Origin of the sequence: Enterobacter vonholyi, assembly GCF_040834095.1 — a bacterium.
GTDB classification, from domain to species: domain Bacteria; phylum Pseudomonadota; class Gammaproteobacteria; order Enterobacterales; family Enterobacteriaceae; genus Enterobacter; species Enterobacter vonholyi.
Genome location: NZ_CP162152.1, coordinates 2,230,550 through 2,251,736 on the forward strand (window position 1 = coordinate 2,230,550; position 21,187 = coordinate 2,251,736).

Consider the following 21,187-nt stretch of genomic DNA (forward strand, 5'->3'; position numbering starts at 1 on the left):
ACGATTATTCGCAGGTAAGCAGAACCAGTACACATCCCTTTTCTGACGTTAAATCCAGCGTCTCTTGCAGAATGCGGCTCTCACCGCTGAACAGATCCCGATAGCGTTTCCCCGTCAGCTCCTCGGGTATCGCCACCGTGGTATTGACCCACAGCTGATGATTATCGGTGACATCAAAAACCAGACGCGGCACGGCAACAATCAGCGCCTCGTCGTCCTTAACGCGCGCGTAGACAATCAGGTTATCTTCGCGCTCGCCGCTGACCTTAAGCGGCAGCCAGTCGCCGTAGCGGAAAAGCGCGTCGTAGTGCGGTCGAAGCCGCAGCAGCGTGGCGGTAACAAACTGCTTCACCCTGCCGTCCCGCCAGCATGCCGGGTTGTCAAACACCCCGGCATCCGCCGCGCTGAGGCTCTGCACCAGGGCCGGAAAGTCCGGCTCGCGTCGGTTATCCGGGTCGACGAGGCTAAAGTTAAGCGCCTCGCTGCCCTGATAGATATCCGGCACGCCGGGCGCCGTCAGCTTAATCACCGTCTGGCTGAGGCTGTTCATTAACCCGGCGCGGATAAAGGGCTGCATCGCCTCGCTGAAATCATGCAGGAACGGGGCGTTGTCCGGCGAAAGCAGGTGCCGCGCGTAGCTCAGCACCACGCTCTCATAGCTCTCGTTACTGTCGATCCAGTCGGTGCGCTGTTTCGCCTCGCGCAGCGCTTTCTCGAGGAAGCCAAGGAAGCGTTCTTCCAGTAATTTCAGCCCGTCGGCGTCGTCCGGTGACAGCATGGCGGGCCAGACGCCCGCCAGCGCCTGGTAGATCATCCACGTATCGGCGGCGTTCGGCGCGGTACCGTCATTGAGAAAACGCACCTGGGTCTGGTTCATCTGCCGCCAGCGGGCCAGATTTTCCCCCCAGCGTTCCGGGGCTTCCGTCAGGGTGTAAAGGCGCGCGCGGGCATCCTCCCCGCGCTTGGTATCGTGCGTGGAGGTGCCCAGCAGCGCATCGGGCTGACGGGCCAGACGAATGCGCATCTCTTGGTGGAAGCGGGATAATGAAAACGCGCGCGGCGTCGGGTCGGCGCCCACTTCGTTGAGCGCAAGGTCGAGGTTGTGGCGAAAGAAGAGCGTGTCTTCAACGGACTTCGCCATCAGCGGCCCGGTCAGCTGCTGGAAGCGGGTCCTGAACAGCGCGGCGCTCTCGCGGCAATCTTCCGGCAGATCGCCGGTAAGAATGCGCACGATCAGGCTGAGCGCGGCTTCAGACGTCTCCACGCTGGCGACCACGCGATTAAGCAGCGCCACGTCCGGCGGGGTTAACCCCTCGCGAGTGCCGTAGGTGCGGTAGACCGGAAACGCAATAAGCAACTCGCGCAGCGCGTGGCGGATATCCTCGCGCGGCAGCGCAACCTCATTGCGGCGGGCCAGATCCTCAGCAAGGTTTAGCAGCGTGGTGAATTCACCCTCGAAATTGCGATCGGTCATCAGGCCTTTGGCATCGCGCAGCTCCGCGTGGCGATCGACCGTCACGCCCAGCGTCTCGTCGTGGATTGTCTCCAGGCGCGAGAGGTTATCGTCGTCGACCAGCACTTCCGCCAGCGAGGCAATAAACTCGTAGCCGGTGGTGCCGGATACCGGCCAGTCTACGGGGAGCTGCTCACCTTTTGCGAGAATTTTTTCGACCGTGATGTAACAGTCGGGCCCGGCGGCCTGACGCAGGCGCTGCAGATAGCCCAGCGGATCCGCCAGACCGTCGACATGGTCAATGCGCAGGCCGTCCACCACGCCCTCGTGGACCAGCTCAAGGATCAGCCGGTGCGTGTCGTCGAAGACCGCATCATCCTCAACCCGAACGCCGACCAGCCCGGTTATCTCAAAGAAGCGCCGCCATGAGAGCTGCTTCGGCGCCTCCCGCCAGGACATAAGCCGCCAGCTTTGCGCGTTGTGCAGTTCGGCAATGCTCTTCTCTTCGCTGTACGTACCCGGGTTGAGCGGATACTCGGCGTCGTAGTACACCAGCGCGGCCTTTTTCGTGACAGGGTCACGTTTTAGGGTGATAGCTCCCTTCTCCAGCTCCGCCTCAAAGGTGTCGCCAAGAAACGGCAGCGTAAGCGGTCGTGACCCGTCGATATCAAAATAGCGGAAATAGCGGCTCTGCTGGCCGTATTCAATCACGTCCCGCCACCAGAGGTTTTCCAGCGAGGTGGACATATGGTTCGGGACAATGTCCAGAATCAGCCCCATGCCGGCCTGCTTAAGCGCCGCGGCCATGCGGTCAAAGCCTTCTCGTCCGCCAATCGCGGGGTCGATTTCATTCGGGTTGGTCACGTCATAGCCGTGGGTAGACCCCGTCGTGGCAGTGAATACGGGCGACGCGTAAAGGTGGCTGATGCCGAGGTCCTTCATATACGGCACCAGCGCCACAACGCGGTCGAAGGTCATGCCGTTACGGAACTGAATTCGGTACGTGGCGGAAGGGATCATAACGGTGCTTCTCCATCAGCAAAGCGAACGACAATACCGTTCGGCGGTAAAACGTCAGTGACTTCCGGCCAGGCAAAGCGCGTCTCACCCGCGAGATCGGGCAGCGCGACGGGCTTAATGCCGATATTAAGCGCCAGCGAGAGCGTCCCCGACGGGAAGCGCCAGCACACCGCCACCATGCCGGGCGCGGTCTTGAGCACATGGCCCTCAACGGCACCGCGCGGATGCAGAAGCGGAACGATATGGCGATGGCGCAGCGTCAACAGATTGCGCGTGTAGCGCAGCCACGTTTTGCCCTCGTCGGTGGCAATCTTATGCCAGTCGAGCTTTGAGCGAACAAAGGTGTTCACGTCATTCGGGTCCGGAACGACTTCATCGTGTCCGGCGTGACCGGTAAACTCTTTCGCGCGCCCTTCCCGTACCGCCTTAGCCAGATCGCCGTGAAAATCGGTGAAGAACAGGAACGGATGCGTTTCACCAAACTCCTCGCCCATAAACAGCAGCGGGATATGCGGGGAAAGCAGCAGCGCGGCAAGCAGCACCCGCGTCTTGTCGGCACCCGCGAGGGAGATAAGCCGCTCGCCCTGGGCGCGATTGCCTGTCTGATCGTGGTTTTGAATAAAATCGACGAAGAACTGCGGCGGCTGCGTGCGGCACTCCACCCCGCGAGATTCTCCGGTTTGCAGAGACACTTCGCCCTGGTAGACAAAGCCTTCCGCCAGCGCCCGGGCGAACTTCTTCTCAGGCTCAAAGGCAAAATCCTGGTAATACGCGTGGGTCTCTCCGGTGGCAAACACGTGGGCGGCGTTGTGAAAATCATCGTTCCACTCGCCGGTAAACAGCGGCGCGTTGCCCTGTTCATCGCGCGGATGCAGGAAAATCACGTTGCGGCTGTCTTCCGTGGTCAGGTGAACGTGACGGTGCGGAATGGCCTCGCGAATTTTTGCGGCAATCTCCTCGAGAACATGGGTGTCCGAGCCGTCCTTAATCTGGTCGATGGCATCAAAGCGCAGCCCGTCCAGACGGTATTCCGTCAGCCAGTAGAGCGGCGCGTCGGTGATGTACTGCCTGACCGGCTCGCGCTCGTAGGCGATGCCGTTACCCCACGGCGTCATCCGCTGTGCATCAAAAAACGCGGGCGACAGCAGAGGCAGATAGTTTCCTTCGGGCCCAAAGTGGTTGAGCACGATATCCAGCACCACGGAAAGCCCCAGCCCGTGCGCGGCGTCGATAAACGCGTGGAAATCCTCCGGCGTGCCGTACGCTGAGTGCGGGGCATACAGCAGCACGCCGTCATATCCCCAGCCGCGGGAACCGCCAAACTGGGAGACGGGCATCACTTCAAGCTGGGTAATCCCGAGCTCTGCCAGATACGGCAGCTTGTCGATCGCCGCCCGGAAGGTGCCCTCCGGGGTAAACGTGCCGATGTGCAGTTCGTAAATGATCGTCTCTTCCCACGGCCGCCCTGCCCAGTCGCGGTTGACCGGCTGGTAACGTCGGGGATCGATCACCACCGAGGGGCCGTTAACGTCGCCCTTTTGCGCCCGCGAGGCGGGATCGGGCACCGCCATGCCGTCCTGAAGAACAAACTGATATTCTGCACCGTGCCTGACGCCGGGTACGTCAGCCTGAAACCAGCCGTCGCCGGTTGCCGTCATCGGCACGTCGGTGGCGGCAAGACGTAGCGTAAGTTCTTTCTGTCCTTCTGCCCAGACGCGAAAACGTACAACGTCATCGGAAATAAACTCAGCACCCCACTGCTTTTGAAATGTCCTGAATTCCATTCATTGTCCTCGAATGACCCACATTTTACGCGGAACGAAGTACAAGCTTAGTTCAGGATTAAAAGTGCGTGAGCTCAGCGGATTTAACCGCTTCGTCTATTCTTTATGAAATAACTCACTAACGGGAATACTATGCAGATTCGAAAAGGACTCAATACCGACTTCGCACGCCTTGAATGCTGTGACTTTTCTTTCACCATTAGCCACATTGCCCGGGAGCCGTTTATCCATTGTGATTTGCATATCGAAGCCGTCGCCGAGCCGTGGATAAAAACCTACGAACTTGACATTCAAACGCTTGAAAACCATTGCGTTAATCCGGACGCCATATTTCTTGTGGCGGAAACGGATGATGGTGAATTAGCCGGATTTATTACCGCGTCAGTCGGCTGGAATAAATTTATTTCAGTGGATTATATTGCTGTTGAGCGTACCAGACGCAGAACCGGCGCCGCGCAAAAATTAATGGCCGCCGCGCACGTGTGGGCCCGCAGCGTAAACGCGCCGGGATTACGGCTTGAAACACAAAATGTGAACGTCTCTGCCTGTCTGTTTTACCGTAATTACGGATTTACCCTGGGCGGATACGACCGTTATCTCTACAACGCTTTACCGGAAAAAGACGAGGTTGCCCTCTTCTGGTATTACATGCTGGTCTAGCGGAAACACATTGCCACATCGCGGTCATATTTCTGTCACTGAATTTCATTACGCTTTCGGGATTTTAACCAGGGTGTTGAGGAAAAAAGCGTGAATTCAATGGCTAAGGCATTACTGCTGGCATTACCTGTTATGAGTGCAGCGGCAACCGCGACGGCTGCCGGGCGCGACCTGTGCGAACCGAAAGCGTACGAAATGGCGCTGCGCTATCAGCAGAAATCGGCAGAGATTATGGCCCTTCAGCTGCAAACCTATCGGTTTGCCACCGAGCGTTTCAACGAAAAGTTAAAGGATCTGAAAACGCCCGAAAACTACGCCGTGGTAATGGATCTGGATGAAACGGTGCTGGATAACACCCCTCTGCTGGTGCGCGACACGGAGCAGTGTCACGACTATACGAAATGGGACACCTGGAGCGACTGGGAAAAACAGGGAAAACCCGGCTTAATTCCCGGCGCGAAAGCGTTTCTTGACCACGTGAATCAAAGCAAGGTCCGTATCTATTATGTCTCGGACCGTATGCAGGAAAATAAAGCCGATACGCTCAGGACGTTAAAAGCCCTGGGACTTCCGCAGGTGTCCGATGAAAGCGTGCTTCTGGACACGGTCAGCAAGGAAGAGCGCCGCCAGAGCATCCTCAAAAAGCAGCAGATCGTGATGCTGTTCGGCGACAGCCTGCCGGACTTCGCCGTGCAGTTTAAAAACAAAAAGCCGAGCGAGCAGCAGCGTGAGCTGGTTGAAGCCAGCGCCGAACACTTCGGCAACGACTGGATTGTGCTGCCTAATGCCGCTTATGGCTCATGGTCCAAAGCCACGCCGGACAGCTGGAACGTACCGCTGAAAAAATAATGTCTACTGGCCGGGAAAGCTATCGCGCGCCTTCCCGGCCCTTCGGTTTCCTATCCATCCCGTTTATAGGTCCTATCATTTCTGGGCAGGTTCTTATAATTTTACGGAGCAGTAAGATGAGCACTTTCAAAGGAGACTCGTATGCTTACCGTGAAAAAACTTGCTCTTTCCACGCTGATTTCCAGTTCACTGCTTTTTTACCCTGCGCTCCAGGCCTCGGCAGAGACGCCGCAGCACGTCGTTAAACAACCTGCGGGCGGTTACAGCGTGCAGGTCGGCGACGTTCTGGTCACCTCGTTTACCGACGGGACCGTCGCGCAGGATCTGCACAAGCTGCTGCGCCGGACAACGCCGCAAAATATTGATGCGATGCTCGCGAGCAATTTCCAGACCAACCCGGCTGAGGTCTCCATCAACGCTTTTCTGATTGCGATACCCGGACATAAAATCCTGGTGGATACCGGCTCGGGCCAGCTCTTTGGCCCTGATACCGGCGGACGTCTGGTTGAAAGCCTCGCCACGCAGGGGATAAAACCCGAAGACATTACTGAAGTCCTGCTGACCCACGCCCACTCCGATCATGCCGGTGGTCTGGTGAAGGATGGCAAGGTGGTGTTCAGCAACGCGCGCGTTTTCGTTGGCAAACCGGATATCGACTTTTTCTTTAACGACGACAATCAGAAGAAAACCGGCTACGGCAAGAACTACTTTGACGTCGCGCAGAAGACCTTAAAACCCTATCTGGATGCGGGAAAAGTGGTGCCGTTTAGCGGCACATCGGAGATTCTACCGGGGCTGACCGGCACGGTTCATCCCGGACACACGCCGGGCTCAGCCTTCTACACGCTGACGAGCAAAGGCGAGAAGATCACCTTTGTCGGCGACATCATTCATGCAGCGGCGGTTCAGTTCCCGCAGCCTGACGTGACCATCACCTACGATGAAGATGAGAACAAAGCGGCAAGCGTTCGCGAGCATGCGTTCGCTGACTTTGTGAAAAACAAGGACCTGGTTGCCGCCCCGCACCTGCCTTTCCCGGGCATCGGCTATGTGACGAAAGGCGAGAAAGGGGGCTATGCCTGGGTCCCTGTGACCTATACCAACCGTGACGCCAGCAGCGCGAAATAGGATGACGCCCATCTCTGATATGGACATAGACCTGATCCTGACGCTGGACGCCCTGCTTCAGGACAGGAATATCACCCATGCGGCCGCGCGGCTGGGCATCAGCCAGCCCGCGCTGTCCGCCCGTCTGGCGCGTCTGCGCACGCTGTTTGGCGAACCGCTGTTTATTCCCTCCCCGCATGGACGCGGGGTATTGCCCACGCCGCGAGCGGAAGCGCTCAGGCCGCAGGTGGCAAGCGTGCTGCGCGGCATCAGCGCGATGTTTGCGCCCACCGCGTTTGATGCGCAAACCAGCAGCCGGACCTTTGTAATCGCGCTGCATGAGAATCCGGCGCTGATGCTCGGCACCGGGCTGCTTAACCAGATTAGAACCGATGCCCCCGGTATCCGCCTGCGCTTCGCCCTGCCGGAGATAGCTGACCTGCCGCAGCAGCTGGAAAACGGCGATGTGGATATCTACATTGGCGTGAGCGCAGGAGCCCATGACGGATGGGTGAGGCGCAAACTCCTTGACGACGCGTTTGCCACCGCCCAGCGTAAAGGCCATCCGCGCGGAACGGGTCCGTTAGATCTGGATAGCTACTGCGCGCTTTCCCATCTGGTGGTGTCGTCGGCGGGAGATCCGTTTACCGGCTATGTCGACCAAACCCTCGCCGGGCTGGGCTACCAGCGACACGTCGCCATGTCCACCCAGAGCTACGCCGTGGCGCCTGCGCTGGTTGCCGGTACCGACCTGGTGTGCACCCTGCCGGAACGGATGCTGAAGCAGTTTGCCAGCACGCTGGATCTCTTTGCACCACCGCTGCCGCTCCAGCCGATTACCATCAACATGTACTGGCACCCGAAAAACAGCCAGGATCCGGCGAATGCCTGGCTGCGCGAACAGCTGCTGCGGGCCGCCGGACGTCAGGTGTGATCGAGCGTTACCAGAAACTTTTTAAGCACCTCTGAGCGAATAATCCGGTGGCAAACCAGGGTGAGTTCGCTCTCCCGCAGCCGGTCGAGTATGTCCACGTAGACGACATTCTCGACGCTCACCGCCTTTGCCGACGCGGGCAGCAGCGCCAGCCCAAACCCCGCCGAAACCAGGCTTATCACCGTGGGCACGTCGGTCGCATTCTGCACGACGTCCGGCTGAAAGCCCGCTCCGCTGCAGGCGTCATAGAAGTACTGCTCCAGCCCCATTCCCTCCGGATCGCGCAGGGAGATCCATTTTTCGTCTTTCACCGACGAAAGCGTCAGCGCGGCGGACCCGGCCAGCGGATGCTGACGATACAGCGCCAGCACCGTTTTCTCCGAGGCGAACGGCCGGCTTTGCAGATCGTCCGGCAGCGACGGCAGCGGCGCGCGGATGATGGCCACATCCAGCTGGTTGCTCTGCACGGCGGCGTAGAGCGTCTGCACGTTTCCGGTCATCAGCGACATGGTAATGGCCGGCCAGCGGCTGTGCATCTGGCGAAGCGCGGCGGGCAGCCTGCCGTCAAACATCGCGCTCGACACGCACCCGAGGTTTAACACGCCCTGCTCGCCCCGTGCCGTTTGTCTGGCGTCCAGCACCGCCTGTTCGGTCAGCGAGATGGCGAGCCTGGCCTTTACCAGAAACGCTTCGCCCGCGGGCGTCAGGGTTAAGCGGCGGTTCGCCCGGCTGAAAAGCGTGACGCCTAAACGTTCTTCCAGCGCCTTTATCTGCTGGCTCAGCGCCGGCTGCGCCATGTTCAGACGCTCGGCGGCCCGGTGCATGTGAAGCTCTTCGGCCACGACGATGAAGTGGCGCATCTGACGAAACTGCACGAGACGTCTCCCTGTATTGATATAGATTTACTTATCAATTTAACAGTAATGATGCAATTGATGCTATTGGTCATTGCCATAAAAATGGAGGGATTCAACCGAGGGAGGAAAATATGGAACACAAGATTAACGATCTCCGCAGCGCCATCGCCTTACTGCAGCGCCACGACGGGCAGTATATTGAAACCGATCGTCCGGTCGACCCCAACGCCGAACTGGCGGGCGTCTATCGCCATATCGGCGCAGGCGGCACGGTCAAACGTCCAACCCGCACGGGCCCGGCCATGATGTTCAACAGCATTAAGGGCTATCCGCACTCCCGCATCCTGGTGGGCATGCACGCCAGCCGCGAGCGCGCGGCGCTGCTGTTGGGCTGCGAGCCTTCTGAACTGGCAAAACACGTCGGCCAGGGGGTGAAAAAGCCGGTCGCGCCGGTTGTCGTTCCGGCCGCGCAGGCTCCCTGTCAGGAGCAGGTCTTCTACGCTGACGATCCTGACTTCGATCTGCGCAAGCTGCTTCCGGCCCCGACCAACACGCCGATTGATGCGGGTCCGTTCTTCTGTCTGGGACTGGTGCTGGCAAGCGATCCGGAAGACAGCTCGCTGACGGATGTCACCATTCACCGCCTCTGCGTGCAGGAGCGCGACGAGCTTTCCATGTTCCTTGCCGCCGGGCGCCACATCGAAGTGTTCCGCAAAAAGGCGGAAGATGCCGGAAAACCACTGCCGGTGACGATCAACATGGGTCTCGACCCCGCCATCTATATCGGCGCGTGCTTTGAGGCCCCTACCACGCCGTTTGGCTACAACGAGCTGGGCGTCGCCGGGGCGCTGCGCCAGCAGCCGGTCGAGCTGGTGCAGGGCGTGGCGGTCAAAGAGAAAGCCATCGCGCGGGCGGAAATCATCATCGAAGGTGAACTGCTGCCGGGCGTGCGCGTGAGAGAGGATCAGCACACCAACACCGGCCACGCGATGCCGGAGTTCCCGGGCTACTGCGGCGAGGCGAACCCCTCCCTGCCGGTGATTAAAGTGAAAGCCGTGACCATGCGAAACCACGCGATCCTGCAGACGCTGGTGGGTCCGGGGGAAGAACATACCACGCTGGCCGGACTGCCGACGGAGGCCAGCATCCGCAATGCCGTTGAAGAGGCAATTCCCGGATTCCTGCAAAACGTCTATGCGCATACCGCGGGCGGCGGCAAGTTCCTCGGGATATTGCAGGTGAAAAAACGCCAGCCGTCAGACGAAGGACGTCAGGGCCAGGCGGCGCTTATCGCCCTGGCCACCTATTCGGAGCTGAAAAACATTATTCTGGTCGACGAAGACGTGGATATTTTCGACAGTGACGACATCCTGTGGGCGATGACGACGCGCATGCAGGGCGATGTCAGCATCACCAATATTCCTGGGATCCGCGGCCACCAGCTGGATCCGTCCCAGTCGCCGGATTACAGCACCTCGATTCGCGGCAACGGCATCTCCTGCAAGACCATCTTCGACTGCACGGTGCCGTGGGCGCTGAAGGATCGCTTCGAGCGCGCGCCGTTTATGGAGGTGGATCCGCGTCCGTGGGCGCCGGAGCTGTTTGCTGGCAACGCGAAATAAAAACACCACGCGTATGGCCCGCGGGTCATACGCTAATTTTCTTTTCAAGCGTGGCGATGTTTTCACCCGTCACGCGTTCCACAGTGAAACGATCGACGCTCAGCAAAATGAGCATCAGCCCCCTGCCGCTCTCCAGCAGCGGCGAGATTTCACAAAAACGGTCTCGCCTGGCGGCCTCAAGCCGCTCCAGCGGGAACGCGTCACCCGCGTCGGTAAAAACAATGCAGACATCGCTGTCGCGGATGTCGAACCGTACGCTGAATGCGCGCGAGGCATCCTCATGCAGCGCGTGGCGGATGATATTCGTCGCCACCTCACAGACGGCAAGATCGAGCGCGAAACGCCACTCGTCATCTACGGGAAGCGCCCTCAGCCGCTCTTCCAGCCAGCCGGCCAGCGGCGTCAGGGAACCGAGCACCGCCGGAAATTCTGCCTGCACCGGCGTCTGCATCTACTGCCCCAGCTGCGCAAGCGCGCTGCTTTTGTCCGGATAGATACGGAATATGCGATCCATGCGGGTCAGGGTGAACATATTCATTATCCCGGGGTTCAGGGAGCACAGCGCCATGTCGCCTTTCCCGTTCATCAGCTTAAACAAGGACACCAGCATTCCCAGCCCGCTGCTGTCGATGAAATCCACTTTGCTGAAGTCAACAATCAAGGCCTTGCGATCGTCGCCAATTTCCTCCGTCACGGACGCTTTAAAGCTCGCGGCAACGGAGGCATCCAGCCGCCGGACCGCGGGCGTGAGAATATTGGCGTGCGGTAGTCGTTCGGTGTTAATAATCATTCTGTTCTCCCTGACGCTCGATCACGAGCAGTGAAACGTCATCGGTTAAGGCGGTCGGTTCATCACGATTTGCGTTGCGCCAGCCGGTCAGGTGGTCACCGAACCGCGGCAGGAGCTGGTCAACCGGGAGCCGGACATGCTCATGAAGCCAGCGTTCGAGACGCTGCGGGCCAAACTGCTCGCCGCTGACGTTCTCACACTCCGTGATACCGTCACTGAATAAGCATAAGCGATCCCCCGGATTGAGGGTAAACGCGACGTCCTCCCAGCTCAGGTCAGGCATCAGCCCGACCGGCGGGCCGCCGTTGCCCACGGACGTGACGGCGCTGTTTGCGTTCACAATGACGGGAGTTGGATGCCCGGCCTGACACAACAACCCCTTCCCACTTTCTGGATCAATCACGCCGTAAATGATGGTGAAATAGCTGGTGATGTCGCTCTCTTCACTGCAAAAGCGGCTGTTCAGGATCCTGATCACCTCCGCAGGCGACTGAATGCCGCCCCGATCGGTAAACAAAAAACGGTCTACCACCCGACCATGTAAGAACTGGCGCGCCACCGCGAGGGACATCATCGCGGCACCCACGCCGTGCCCGGACACATCCACGCAATAGAACCCAATGTGAGAATCGAGTGGAAAAATATTGAACACATCGCCTGAGACCCACGCAGACGGCATGAAAAGCCAGTCGGAAAAGTAGTTCCCAAAACGTAAGCGGTGCGAAGGCAGCACCGAGTGCTGAACGCGCGCCGCGAGTTCAAGATCCTGTTCAATCTGATGCAACGCTTCACTCAGGCGCTTGTTGTGCGCCGCGAGGGTCGCCTCCAGGGTCAAAATACGGACCCCGGCGTGGAGCCGCGCCCGCAGTTCATCCTGCTCGACCGGCTTGCTTAAAAAGTCGTCCGCCCCGGCATCAAAGCCCTGCGTTAAATCCCCTGCATTCTCGCGGGCCGTCAAAAGAATGATATACACATAGTGGCCAAACTGACGGTTGCGGATGGTCTGACACAGCGTGAGACCGTCCATTTCCGGCATGTCCCAGTCGCTTATCACCATGCTGATCGGCTGGCTGGACAGTATTTCCAGCGCGGCGACGCCATTTTCCGCCTCGCTCACGATATACCCCCACAGGGTGAGCATTCTGGAGAGTAACCGACGATAAATCAGCGAATCTTCAACGATTAACACGTGCAGCGCCGACATGTATCCCTCCTATAGCGGTAAGAACCAGATGAGGCTCACGGTCCCTTCTCTGAATTTTGCATTCCCGTTTCCGTGCCCCGGATAGCGCGTCCCCGCATAGTTCGCGTACTGGATGGAGAACGAACCCGGCGTATAGCCGGCATAACCGAAGCTGTAGCTGTAATCGCCGTTCCAGGGCTGCTGCTGGCTGCTGTCCGGGAACCAGAATGCCGTCGCGCGAACGAAGAAATGTTGTTTGAAGGTGTAGCCGCAGCCGCCGAGCATGACGTTTTTATTTTTGCGAATGTCATCGCTGCTGAGATCGTAGTATCGCGGAACCCAGCTGTACCCGACCTGGCAAATGATGGAGTCCCCTTTATTAATCAGGAGCGTGTTTTCAACCGGTTTCGGTAGCGAAAACTTATAGGCCAGCGTGAAGGCGCCCTGTTCGAAATAGGTGTGTCTCCGGCTGCCCGACGTCCAGAAGTGGTTATCGCCGTAGTTGCTGTAAACCAGGCTCACCGTGTTGGCGTGCCAGTCATCGTAGCCGAAGCTGTAGCGAAAATCGGCGGTGTAGCGGCTGGTGTCTCTGACCGGCAGTCGGGACGTAATGTTGGCAAACCAGAAGCTGTAGGGGGAATACTGAAGGCTCAGATTTAGCGTCTGGTTAAACTTTTTCTTTTCCGTGGCGGTGTCTGAACTGTTCGGAATGCTCATCCACTGCTCTTTCAGTCCCGAGCTAAAGCTCAGCGCACCTGAGAATTTCTTGTCGTTACCCGAGAACAGGCGCCCCCAGCGGCTGGTAAAGACGCCTGCCTGAACGGGTTCACCGTTCTTATCGCGCAGGGATTCATTTTCACTGCTTTGCGCCGCCTCCGCGGCGGGTATCGCGGCGAGCAGCACGCCCGCCAGAAGCCATTTTTCGCGCATAACCGCCATCCTTAGTTAGGTATCCAGCGTGCGCCGACGTCGTATTTTGCCATCAGCCACAAAATACCCAGTGCCGCCGCATGCACTAACGTGTTCTCTATCCAGGCGTGACGCCATAAGTCGAAGGTGATGAACTGGCTCACCAGCAGCACCACGTACACATGCAAAATAAAGGTATAAAGCGAGTGCTGGCCGAGCGGGATCAGGAACCATCCCAGCAGGCGGTTGAGCGGCGTCCAGCAATACGTCAGCACCAGGTAGACGGTGACCATCAGGGCGATATCGTTTAACACCCTTACCGGGCCCAGCCCGTTCTTCGCCGCCCAGGTGTGATAAAACGAATTGAAGCTGTCAGGCGGGATGACGTGCATCAGCAGCGCGGGCGGCATAAACGGGTTGGTATGGTTCTGGGCGACAAATCCCAGCACCAGCGACACCATAACCAGCGCCACTACCACCCCTTTCCCCGGCGGCGTCCGGGCGAAAGAGAGCAGTTCGGCTTTATACCAACCGCTGGCCATGCCCAGCACAAAGATGAACTGCCAGGCGAGCAGCGGGAAGGCAAATTCGAATTCCGACGGCGTCAGCCGAAGCGGCCAGCGCTGCCACAGGCCGTACACCAGCAGCGACAGCCCCAGCAGCCACCAGACTTTTCCTTTCTGCAGCATCCCCAAAAATAGCGGGCTGAGTAGCAGCAAAAAGATATACAGCCCCAGAATTTGCGTCTGATGGGGGCCAATCTGCAAATAGAGAATAATGTTGAACCAGGTCTCTTTAATTTGCGGCGTAACAGGATAAAGCGACCAGCTTTCACCCGAAAAACGGTCGGTAAAATGGGTGACCTCGAAAACATTAATATGTGGGATATAGGCCAGGAGAATAAAGGACACTATGATAATGATATTTACACGATATATTTTCCATGCCCTGAGATAAAGCCCCCAGGAAACCGTGAGCAAAACCACTTTTTGCAAACGCGCGCGGTTCAGCATGCCAAGCATAAACCCCGAGAGAATAACAAAACCTTCGGCACCGGTTGTTAACCCAAAACGCTCCCAGGAGAATATATTAAATACCGACATTACCTCCGTATGCGCCACGACCATCATGACGAGGGCAATGCCGCGCATAAAGTCGATTCTCAGGTCCCTGGCACCTGCAACGGCATACCTCCATGTTGTTGATTTAGCGTCATCTTCTTGCGCTACCGACGGCGCAACATGGCTCATAGGGTGTCCTTTGCCTGAAAACGAAAATTAAGGTCTAAATAAAGTAGATAGCCTAAAGGAATAGTAACCGCAATTTATCGTCAGCAGATGAAAGATATTAAGCAGAATTTAAGCTGAATTAACCACCGCTAAATATTAATAAAAACGTGGCTGGACACTTTTATTCGGCGTTCTACACTTATCTTAAATCTTGTTTAATCGCTATTTTCTTACGCTTTTGGGTAACTGTCTGCGCAGCAGAATGGGTCTGCATTTTCACGGAATCAGGAACGCCGGAACTATGGATTTTTATTTTTCCCGTTTTGAACATCGTCGTCCTCCGGAACCGTTAACAACACCGCGCTGGGTAATGATGACCTGGCAGGTGTTGGCGGTCGCGGCGCTTATTCTGGGTGCCAATTATATTTACTGGCGCTGGACCGCCTCCCTGAATACTGACGCATTATGGTATGCCATTCCGCTGGTCCTCGCCGAAACCCTGGCGTGGATTGGCACCGTGCTGTTTACCATCAATTTGTGGAAAGAACAGGATCCTCCTCAAAGTCCGCCGCCCGGCGAAATTAACGAATGTCTGTCGCCTGAGGAGGCCGTTGAGCCCCGTCCCGTAAAGGTGGATTTGTTCATTGCCACCTACTCGGAAGACACCGAGCTGGTCAGGCTGTCCATTCGCGACGCCCTAAAGATGACGTACCCGTTCCCGATTGACTACCGGATCCACGTGCTTGATGACGGCCGCCGCCCGGAGATGAAAGCCGTCTGTGAAGAGGAAGGCGTTAACTATATCACTCGCCAGACCAACATCGGCTTTAAGGCCGGCAACCTGCGCAACGGCCTTGAGCAAACCGACGGCGATTTCATTGTTATCTGCGACGCCGATACCCGGGTATTTCCCACCCTGCTCAGCCATACGCTGGGCTATTTTCGCGATCCGGACGTGGCCTGGGTACAGACGCCGCAGTGGTTCTTCGATCTTCCGGAAGGGGAAAACCTGTCGCGCTGGGGCCAGCGAAAAGCCGGAAAAGTGGGCTACGATCTGGGCTGGCTGATTCAAAAGTGTGTTGGCCCGGTCACGATAGGCCGCGACCCGTTTTTTAACGATCCGCGCATGTTCTATGACGTGATCCTGCGGCGGCGCAACTGGGCGAACGCGGCTTTTTGCTGTGGCGCGGCGTCCATTCACCGTCGCGAGGCGGTCATGCAGGCCGCGCTGAGAAGCTACGTCTGGTCCGTCGAAGAGGAGATCCATCGTCATACGCGCGACATTCGCGATGAGGAGACCCGGGACGCGCTGCAGAATGCAATGCGTCCGCACGTGGCGTTTGACACCGAGCTTACCCCCTACAAATTCCACGTCTCGGAAGATATTTACACCTCGGTGCTGCTGCACGGTGACGCCGCACGACGCTGGCGCTCGGTTATGCATCCGCGGGTTGAATCGAAGATGCTCTCTCCGCAGGATATGCTCACCTGGATGATCCAGCGCTTTAAGTACGCCGCCGGCTCGCTGGATATTTTGTTTCATGACAACATCTTCAGCCGTCGCCGCTTCAGGCTCTCTCTGCCCCAGACGCTGATGTATGCCACCACCTTCTGGTCATACATGGCCTGCGTATGGAACACGGTGTTTTTGATTTCACCCATTATCTATTTGTTCACCGGCATTCCGCCGGTGTCCGCCTGGTCGACGCCGTTCTATCTGCATTTTCTGCCGTTTTTTATTTTCTCCGAGCTGGCCTTTATGTTCGGCACCTGGGGGATCTCGGCCTGGGACGGCAGGGCCTCATACCTCTCCTTCTTTTCCATGAACCTGCGCGCGCTCAATACGGTGCTGCGGGGCGAACAGATCAAATTTCACGTCACGCCAAAAGAGCGGCAGACGGGCCGTTTTCTCTACCTGGTGAAGCCGCAGATTGCCATCGTGGTACTGACCCTCGCAGGGCTTATCTGGGGCGGTATCCAGGTGGCGCGTGGACAGGTGGACGACCCCTCCGGCTATGTCATCAATATTTTCTGGGGAGGGGTGAACATCGCTGCCATGCTGCCGCTGATTTTCGCGGCCATGTGGACGCCCGCTGAAGAGGATGAGGTCACCCAATGAGGATACGTGATGCCCTGCTGCCCGCGCGCAGCTACCTCACCATTTTGCTCGGCTTCCTGATCGGCTTTGCCATTGTGGTCTGGGTGGAGAAACAGATGCCCACGCGCGTGGAAAGCAGCGGCGGCATCGCGCTCAGTAAAGACTTTCCGCCGCTGCCCACAAAACGGGCGCTGACCTATGACGAAGCCATCTGGGCGCGGGTCGCCTGGCAATACTACGTGAATAATACCCAGCCAAACGGGCTGGCGAACGCCAGCGACGGTGAACCCTGGCTGAGCCTCTGGAGCGTGGGAAGCTACCTGTTTGCGACCGCTGCCGCAGAGCAGCTCAATATTATTTCCGCCGATGAGTTTGACGAGAGAGTCAGCACCGCCGTGTTCACGCTGGGGCAACTGCCGCTCAATGACAAAGGTCTCCCCGCCGCCTATTACCATGCGGACACGCTCAAGATCCTGGGCAAGCCTGACGCCTCCGCAATCGGTCTGAGCCGGCTGCTGACGGCATTACAGACCCTGCTGTGGCGCTATCCCCAGCACGCGGCGGCTATCCACGATCTGTTTAGCCTCTGGAACACCGGCGCTCTGATTGAAAATAGCGCTCAAAGTCAGGCAGCCGTGCCGCTCCATCACTGGACGCTGACCGATGATGAACAGCGAGACAGCTTTGGCTACCGTCTCTATGCCAGCCATACGCTGCGCCTGATTGACAGCGCGGCAGGACTCGCGGTGACCAACCCGCCTGAAGGGCAAAAGATGATCGATCTGGATGGCGTAATGGTGCCCGATGAAGGGCTACGTACGCCCTGGGGCAAGCAAACTTCGCTGATTAGTCTCCCCTACCTGTTAACCGGTCTTGAGCTGGGCTTTGATGCGCAGAGCGCTGAAATTGCGTGGCGAATTATGCAGATCCAGCAGCGGCGCCACGGCCTGCGCGCGCCAAAACCGCCGATCAGCACGGATTATGCCGAACCCGCGCCGGATTACGTTAACGATCTGCCGGACAGGCAGCCGGTACAGGCGCGTAACCTGCGCGACGAGGTGCCGGAGAAAGTGGCGATTACCTCCACCCGCACCGCGTTTGCCTGGTATGCCCTTTTCCGCAACAGCTGGAGCGAAGCGCTGCGCCAGCAGGTTCTGGCCCTTCAGGTGCCGGGTAAAGGCTGGCAGCGCGGGTTAAATCTCAACAACAGCGTCAATGCCGTCGTAGACGCCGATACCAATGCCATTGTGCTGGAAAGTCTGTCTTACATCGCGCATGGCCAGATGCTCTGTCTGGCCTGCCTCTACACTTCCCCCTCAGCAGGAGCAACGCCATGAAGCCACGATCCCCGATCCTTTTCCACCTGCTCACGGGAATAACGATCTGCTGGCTGGCCTTATCGACCGTGCGTGCGGACACCGAGCTCCCTGCATCAGGTTACTCCCCGCGCAGCGGCGAGCTGACCGCCCGGGAGATGACCATCGCGAAAAACGCCTGGCAGTATTTCGTCACCAACTATCAGCCCACGACGGGCCTGGTGAATGCGGTCAACAAATATCCCTCCACCACCATGTGGGACAGCGCCTCCTATCTGGCCGCCCTGACGGCGGCGCGCGAGCTCGGGATCGTTGATAAAGCGGAATTTGACCGCCGGATGCTGAAATTCCTCGCCACGTTAAACACCCTGGTACTGTTCCGCAACGAGCTCCCCAACAAGGCCTATAACACCATCAGCGGCCAGAAAGTGGACTACACCAACAAGCCCGGCGAAATTGGCTTCTCGGCGCTGGATATCGGGCGAATGCTGGTCTGGCTGAAAATCATCAAAGAGCGTTATCCGGAATACGGCAACAGCATTGATAACGTGGTGCTGGGCTGGGATTTTAGCCACGCGATCGACCCCTGCGGCACGCTGTACGGGGCCTATCTGGAGAACGGCCAGCCGAAGTACGTTCAGGAAGGGCGGCTGGGCTATGAAGAGTACGGCGCGGCCGGTTTCCAGCTGTGGGGGTTTAATACCTGTAAAGCCAGCCGTCCGCAGCCTTACGAGCTTGCCGAGATCTACTGCGTGCTGGTCCCGTACGATACGCGCGATCCACGCAACACGTCGCAGCATAACTACGTGGTGACAGAATCTTACCTGCTTTACGGGCTGGAGTTCGGCTTTGACAAACCGACCGACCGGGATAACGCCCCGCGCGACTACTCCCTGACGTGGATGAAAAACTTTGCCGACCGCGTTTATCAGGCTCAGGAAAACCGCTATACCATTACCGGCGTCCTCACCGCGCGCTCCGAGCACCAGCTCGATAAGGCCCCTTACTTCGTCTATGACACCGTCTTCAGCGACGGATACAACTGGAACACCATTACCGATAAGGGACAGTTCGTCCCTAACGCTGCCGCGATTTCGCTGAAGGCGGCGCTGGGCATGTGGGTGCTGTGGAACTCCCCTTATACCGACCGCCTGCTGAATACCATTGAGAATGCCAACGAAGAGGGAAAAGGCTACTACGAAGGGCTGTATGAAAACGGCGACGGCCCGATCAAAGAGTTCACCGCGAACAACAACGGCATCATGCTGGAGGCCCTGTTGTTCAAAAAAGAGGGAAAACTGCTGGCCTTCAACACCGACAATCCGAAGAGCAAGGATTTTGCCCCGTCTCTGTGGGATCAAAAGCTGCTCGATCAGTTTGAAGAGAACAACGCGCTGCGCAGCCGCCCGTTCCTTACCAGCACACCGGCCGTAAAAAGCTGGTGCGACCGGACCGGCGTCACGCAGCGCACCAAACCCGCCTGCCAGGCCTGCCAGTGCGCGTCATGCAGCGCGGACGAGCCCGTTAAACTGCCTCCGGTGACTGCGCAATGCTTAAAACCTTAGCCAGAGGGCTTGCGGGATTACTCCTTGCAGGCGCGATCGTCTTTGCGCTGTTTGGACATCAGGGAGCAGGCTGGCGCTGGCTCATCAGTGGCGGCTGGCACTCGAGCGCGCGTATTGCCGCCCTGACGCCGGAAGAGCGGACGTGGGCGGCGATCGCCTGGCGCTATTTCGTCAATAATACCCAGCCGCAAACGGGGTTGGTCAACGGGAGCGACAAACAGCCCCGCGTCACGCTCTGGCAAATGGGCGATACGCTTATCGCCCTGCTGGCGGCCAAAGAGCTGGGGCTGATTGACGACGCCGAATATGACGCTCGCCTGACGCGGCTGATGGGCACCCTTAACCGCCTGATGCTGACCGAGGCCCGGACGCCGGGTCGACTCTATTCCAGCCAGACGGCGACGCCGATCGACTTTAGCGGCAAGCCCGTTAAAAATGGCTGGTCCGCACGCGATATGGCGCGTCTGATGCTCGCCCTGCGCCTCACCGCAGAGCGGGAACCGCAGTACAGCGAATACCTGGATAAAATCATTCTGCGGTGGAATTTCTGTCCGGTCATCGATCGTGAAGGCGAACTATGGTCATCTTCCCTGCAAAACGGCCAGCCGGTGGTGCGCGAGGAGCTGCGCCTGGGCGAGAGCGAATATGCCGCAACGGCGTTTCAGCTGTGGGGGTTTTCCCCGGAGAAAGCGTTTACGCCCCCGGCGAACCACGTCATCATCGCCCAGCGGCGTCTGGCCGTCGATGCCAGGGATCCGCGCACCACGTGGCTGCCCTCTGTGATTTCCACCCTTCCCTATATGCTGCCGGGCCTGGAGTTTGGCTGGGAGCCCGAAGGCGTTGCGGCCGATCGGCAAAAGCACCTGCGCAAGCAGGCCGAAAACGTCTGGCTGAGCCAGAAGAGCCGCTGGGAGACCGATAAGATCCTGACGGCCAGGGCAGATTTCTCGCTTCCGCAGGCGCCCTGGCATATCCAGGATACGGTCTGGGGAAATGGCTATGCCTGGAACTCTGTCGGTGACGATGGTCGGGACTACACCCGTTTCGCGCAGGTATCGACCAAAGCGGTCTTTGCCCTGTGGGCCCTGTGGGACACCCCTTACACCGACGTGCTGATGGCGGTGACAAAGCATCTTAACGATCCGCAAAAAGGCTGGTACGAAGGCCGCCAGGAAGCCACGGGCGATACCAACGCTGCGCTCACCCTTTCCACCAATGCCACGGTGCTGGAAGCCCTGTTCTTCAAACACAACGCGGGCCCCCTGTTTGACGCCCGCCGGGCTAAAAAAGAGAGCTACTTTACGCGCCGTGTGGCAGATGAATATACGCCCGTCGGGCACTGTCTACCGAGCGAAAACGCCGTAAGGAGGACGCCGTGAAATTTTACCGCGATCTGTTTGAATCCAGCCTGAACCGCGTCTTTCCGGATAATGATAAAACGGCGTTTTTCCAGACGTTCTATGACGCCTTCGTTCATATGTCGCCCGAGACGGAGCAGCATTTTTCTCGCCTGCCGGATAGCGAGGGTCAGCAGACTCTGTTTAAGAGTTTCTTCGCCATGCTTGCGGTAGACGGCGCGTTAATCGTGCCTGATTTTCTCGAGCGCCTGGCGCGGGAGCAAAGCGACGACGGTCTCCACCTCCCCCCGCGTTTTTTCGCCCTGTGGCGCGAAGCGATGTTGAACACCGTGAGCCTGCGCGATCCGCAGTGCGACGATGAGATCCTGACAGCCTGGGCCATGACGATCGCGCCCGGGCTGGAATACCTGCGCCGGCAGGCAGAACTGCACTACCGCGCGTAGGAGGATCACG

18 protein-coding genes are annotated in these 21,187 nt (G+C 58.3%); 10 read left to right on the plus strand and 8 right to left on the minus strand.

Annotation, left to right across the window (positions count from 1 at the left end; genetic code table 11):
* Nucleotides 1-4 precede the first annotated feature (4 nt).
* Entirely contained in the window at nucleotides 5-2,473 is a 2,469-nt protein-coding gene (gene treY, locus AB3N39_RS10585) for a malto-oligosyltrehalose synthase (RefSeq protein ID WP_367897305.1), read from the minus strand.
* Nucleotides 2,470-4,257 (minus strand): malto-oligosyltrehalose trehalohydrolase, encoded by a 1,788-nt coding sequence (gene treZ, locus AB3N39_RS10590; protein WP_367896686.1) that lies wholly within the window; start codon nucleotides 4,255-4,257, stop codon nucleotides 2,470-2,472. The genes treY and treZ overlap by 4 nt, the downstream gene beginning before the upstream one ends.
* 132 nt (nucleotides 4,258-4,389) lie before the next feature.
* Here treZ and AB3N39_RS10595 point away from each other — a divergent pair, with 132 nt between their 5' ends.
* The 4 genes from AB3N39_RS10595 to AB3N39_RS10610 all read left to right on the plus strand — a co-directional run bounded on the left by AB3N39_RS10595 (nucleotide 4,390) and on the right by AB3N39_RS10610 (nucleotide 7,807).
* On the plus strand, nucleotides 4,390-4,917 hold the full coding sequence (locus AB3N39_RS10595) for a GNAT family N-acetyltransferase (protein WP_367896687.1): 528 nt from the start codon (nucleotides 4,390-4,392) through the stop codon (nucleotides 4,915-4,917).
* 90 nt (nucleotides 4,918-5,007) lie between these two features.
* On the plus strand, nucleotides 5,008-5,766 hold the full coding sequence (locus AB3N39_RS10600; RefSeq protein ID WP_367896688.1) for a 5'-nucleotidase, lipoprotein e(P4) family: 759 nt from the start codon (nucleotides 5,008-5,010) through the stop codon (nucleotides 5,764-5,766).
* A 141-nt stretch (nucleotides 5,767-5,907) separates the two neighbouring features.
* Nucleotides 5,908-6,894, plus strand: a complete 987-nt coding sequence (locus tag AB3N39_RS10605; RefSeq protein ID WP_252092962.1) for an MBL fold metallo-hydrolase — start codon at nucleotides 5,908-5,910, stop codon at nucleotides 6,892-6,894.
* Between the two features lies 1 nt (nucleotide 6,895).
* On the plus strand, nucleotides 6,896-7,807 hold the full coding sequence (locus tag AB3N39_RS10610; RefSeq protein WP_252092965.1) for a LysR family transcriptional regulator: 912 nt from the start codon (nucleotides 6,896-6,898) through the stop codon (nucleotides 7,805-7,807).
* On the opposite strand, the gene AB3N39_RS10615 is transcribed toward AB3N39_RS10610, so the two are convergent.
* The gene (locus AB3N39_RS10615) at nucleotides 7,798-8,682 is read right to left on the minus strand and encodes a LysR substrate-binding domain-containing protein (RefSeq protein ID WP_008501665.1); all 885 of its coding nucleotides are present in this window, start codon (nucleotides 8,680-8,682) and stop codon (nucleotides 7,798-7,800) included. The genes AB3N39_RS10610 and AB3N39_RS10615 overlap by 10 nt on opposite strands.
* A 113-nt stretch (nucleotides 8,683-8,795) precedes the next feature.
* Between AB3N39_RS10615 and AB3N39_RS10620 the strand changes: the two genes are divergently transcribed.
* A complete protein-coding gene (locus AB3N39_RS10620; RefSeq protein WP_367896689.1) occupies nucleotides 8,796-10,286 on the plus strand; it encodes a UbiD family decarboxylase in 1,491 nt (496 codons plus the stop codon).
* A gap of 25 nt (nucleotides 10,287-10,311) precedes the next feature.
* Here AB3N39_RS10620 and AB3N39_RS10625 read toward each other — a convergent pair whose 3' ends face one another.
* From AB3N39_RS10625 to opgC, 5 genes are read right to left on the minus strand one after another with little or no spacing between them, the layout of a single operon-like run.
* Nucleotides 10,312-10,737 carry an ATP-binding protein gene (locus AB3N39_RS10625; RefSeq protein ID WP_111963579.1) on the minus strand — a complete coding sequence of 142 codons (426 nt, stop codon included), beginning with the start codon at nucleotides 10,735-10,737 and terminating at the stop codon, nucleotides 10,312-10,314.
* A complete protein-coding gene (locus AB3N39_RS10630) occupies nucleotides 10,738-11,076 on the minus strand; it encodes an STAS domain-containing protein (RefSeq protein WP_133294445.1) in 339 nt (112 codons plus the stop codon).
* Nucleotides 11,066-12,280, minus strand: a complete 1,215-nt coding sequence (locus AB3N39_RS10635) for a PP2C family protein-serine/threonine phosphatase (protein WP_367896690.1) — start codon at nucleotides 12,278-12,280, stop codon at nucleotides 11,066-11,068. The genes AB3N39_RS10630 and AB3N39_RS10635 overlap by 11 nt, the downstream gene beginning before the upstream one ends.
* A 9-nt stretch (nucleotides 12,281-12,289) precedes the next feature.
* Nucleotides 12,290-13,189 carry a hypothetical protein gene (locus AB3N39_RS10640; protein WP_115876070.1) on the minus strand — a complete coding sequence of 300 codons (900 nt, stop codon included), beginning with the start codon at nucleotides 13,187-13,189 and terminating at the stop codon, nucleotides 12,290-12,292.
* 11 nt (nucleotides 13,190-13,200) lie between these two features.
* Nucleotides 13,201-14,418, minus strand: a complete 1,218-nt coding sequence (gene opgC, locus AB3N39_RS10645; RefSeq protein ID WP_143345137.1) for an OpgC domain-containing protein — start codon at nucleotides 14,416-14,418, stop codon at nucleotides 13,201-13,203.
* 280 nt (nucleotides 14,419-14,698) lie between these two features.
* Between opgC and AB3N39_RS10650 the strand changes: the two genes are divergently transcribed.
* Genes AB3N39_RS10650 through AB3N39_RS10670 form a run of 5 tightly spaced genes read left to right on the plus strand, consistent with a single transcriptional unit; the run spans nucleotide 14,699 to nucleotide 21,177 of the window.
* Nucleotides 14,699-16,516: a glycosyltransferase gene (locus AB3N39_RS10650; RefSeq protein ID WP_367896691.1), complete on the plus strand. Its 1,818-nt coding sequence runs from the start codon at nucleotides 14,699-14,701 to the stop codon at nucleotides 16,514-16,516.
* The gene (locus AB3N39_RS10655) at nucleotides 16,513-17,832 is read left to right on the plus strand and encodes a DUF3131 domain-containing protein (RefSeq protein WP_133294449.1); all 1,320 of its coding nucleotides are present in this window, start codon (nucleotides 16,513-16,515) and stop codon (nucleotides 17,830-17,832) included. The genes AB3N39_RS10650 and AB3N39_RS10655 overlap by 4 nt, the downstream gene beginning before the upstream one ends.
* On the plus strand, nucleotides 17,829-19,376 hold the full coding sequence (locus tag AB3N39_RS10660) for a DUF3131 domain-containing protein (protein ID WP_136194892.1): 1,548 nt from the start codon (nucleotides 17,829-17,831) through the stop codon (nucleotides 19,374-19,376). The genes AB3N39_RS10655 and AB3N39_RS10660 overlap by 4 nt, the downstream gene beginning before the upstream one ends.
* On the plus strand, nucleotides 19,361-20,755 hold the full coding sequence (locus AB3N39_RS10665; protein ID WP_367896692.1) for a DUF3131 domain-containing protein: 1,395 nt from the start codon (nucleotides 19,361-19,363) through the stop codon (nucleotides 20,753-20,755). The genes AB3N39_RS10660 and AB3N39_RS10665 overlap by 16 nt, the downstream gene beginning before the upstream one ends.
* Nucleotides 20,752-21,177 (plus strand): globin, encoded by a 426-nt coding sequence (locus tag AB3N39_RS10670; protein WP_367896693.1) that lies wholly within the window; start codon nucleotides 20,752-20,754, stop codon nucleotides 21,175-21,177. Before AB3N39_RS10665 ends, AB3N39_RS10670 begins: the two co-directional genes overlap by 4 nt.
* The last annotated feature ends 10 nt before the right edge of the window (nucleotides 21,178-21,187 follow it).

Bases quoted from the DNA above. Each gene is read 5' to 3' on its own strand.
- treY (WP_367897305.1), bottom strand. From the start codon at position 2,473: ATGATCCCTTCCGCCACGTACCGAATTCAGTTCCGTAACGGCATGACC.
- treZ (WP_367896686.1), bottom strand. From the start codon at position 4,257: ATGGAATTCAGGACATTTCAAAAGCAGTGGGGTGCTGAGTTTATTTCC.
- AB3N39_RS10595 (WP_367896687.1), top strand. From the start codon at position 4,390: ATGCAGATTCGAAAAGGACTCAATACCGACTTCGCACGCCTTGAATGC.
- AB3N39_RS10605 (WP_252092962.1), top strand. From the start codon at position 5,908: ATGCTTACCGTGAAAAAACTTGCTCTTTCCACGCTGATTTCCAGTTCA.
- AB3N39_RS10610 (WP_252092965.1), top strand. From the start codon at position 6,896: ATGACGCCCATCTCTGATATGGACATAGACCTGATCCTGACGCTGGAC.
- AB3N39_RS10620 (WP_367896689.1), top strand. From the start codon at position 8,796: ATGGAACACAAGATTAACGATCTCCGCAGCGCCATCGCCTTACTGCAG.
- AB3N39_RS10625 (WP_111963579.1), bottom strand. From the start codon at position 10,737: ATGCAGACGCCGGTGCAGGCAGAATTTCCGGCGGTGCTCGGTTCCCTG.
- AB3N39_RS10630 (WP_133294445.1), bottom strand. From the start codon at position 11,076: ATGATTATTAACACCGAACGACTACCGCACGCCAATATTCTCACGCCC.
- AB3N39_RS10635 (WP_367896690.1), bottom strand. From the start codon at position 12,280: ATGTCGGCGCTGCACGTGTTAATCGTTGAAGATTCGCTGATTTATCGT.
- AB3N39_RS10640 (WP_115876070.1), bottom strand. From the start codon at position 13,189: ATGCGCGAAAAATGGCTTCTGGCGGGCGTGCTGCTCGCCGCGATACCC.
- opgC (WP_143345137.1), bottom strand. From the start codon at position 14,418: ATGAGCCATGTTGCGCCGTCGGTAGCGCAAGAAGATGACGCTAAATCA.
- AB3N39_RS10650 (WP_367896691.1), top strand. From the start codon at position 14,699: ATGGATTTTTATTTTTCCCGTTTTGAACATCGTCGTCCTCCGGAACCG.
- AB3N39_RS10655 (WP_133294449.1), top strand. From the start codon at position 16,513: ATGAGGATACGTGATGCCCTGCTGCCCGCGCGCAGCTACCTCACCATT.
- AB3N39_RS10660 (WP_136194892.1), top strand. From the start codon at position 17,829: ATGAAGCCACGATCCCCGATCCTTTTCCACCTGCTCACGGGAATAACG.
- AB3N39_RS10665 (WP_367896692.1), top strand. From the start codon at position 19,361: ATGCTTAAAACCTTAGCCAGAGGGCTTGCGGGATTACTCCTTGCAGGC.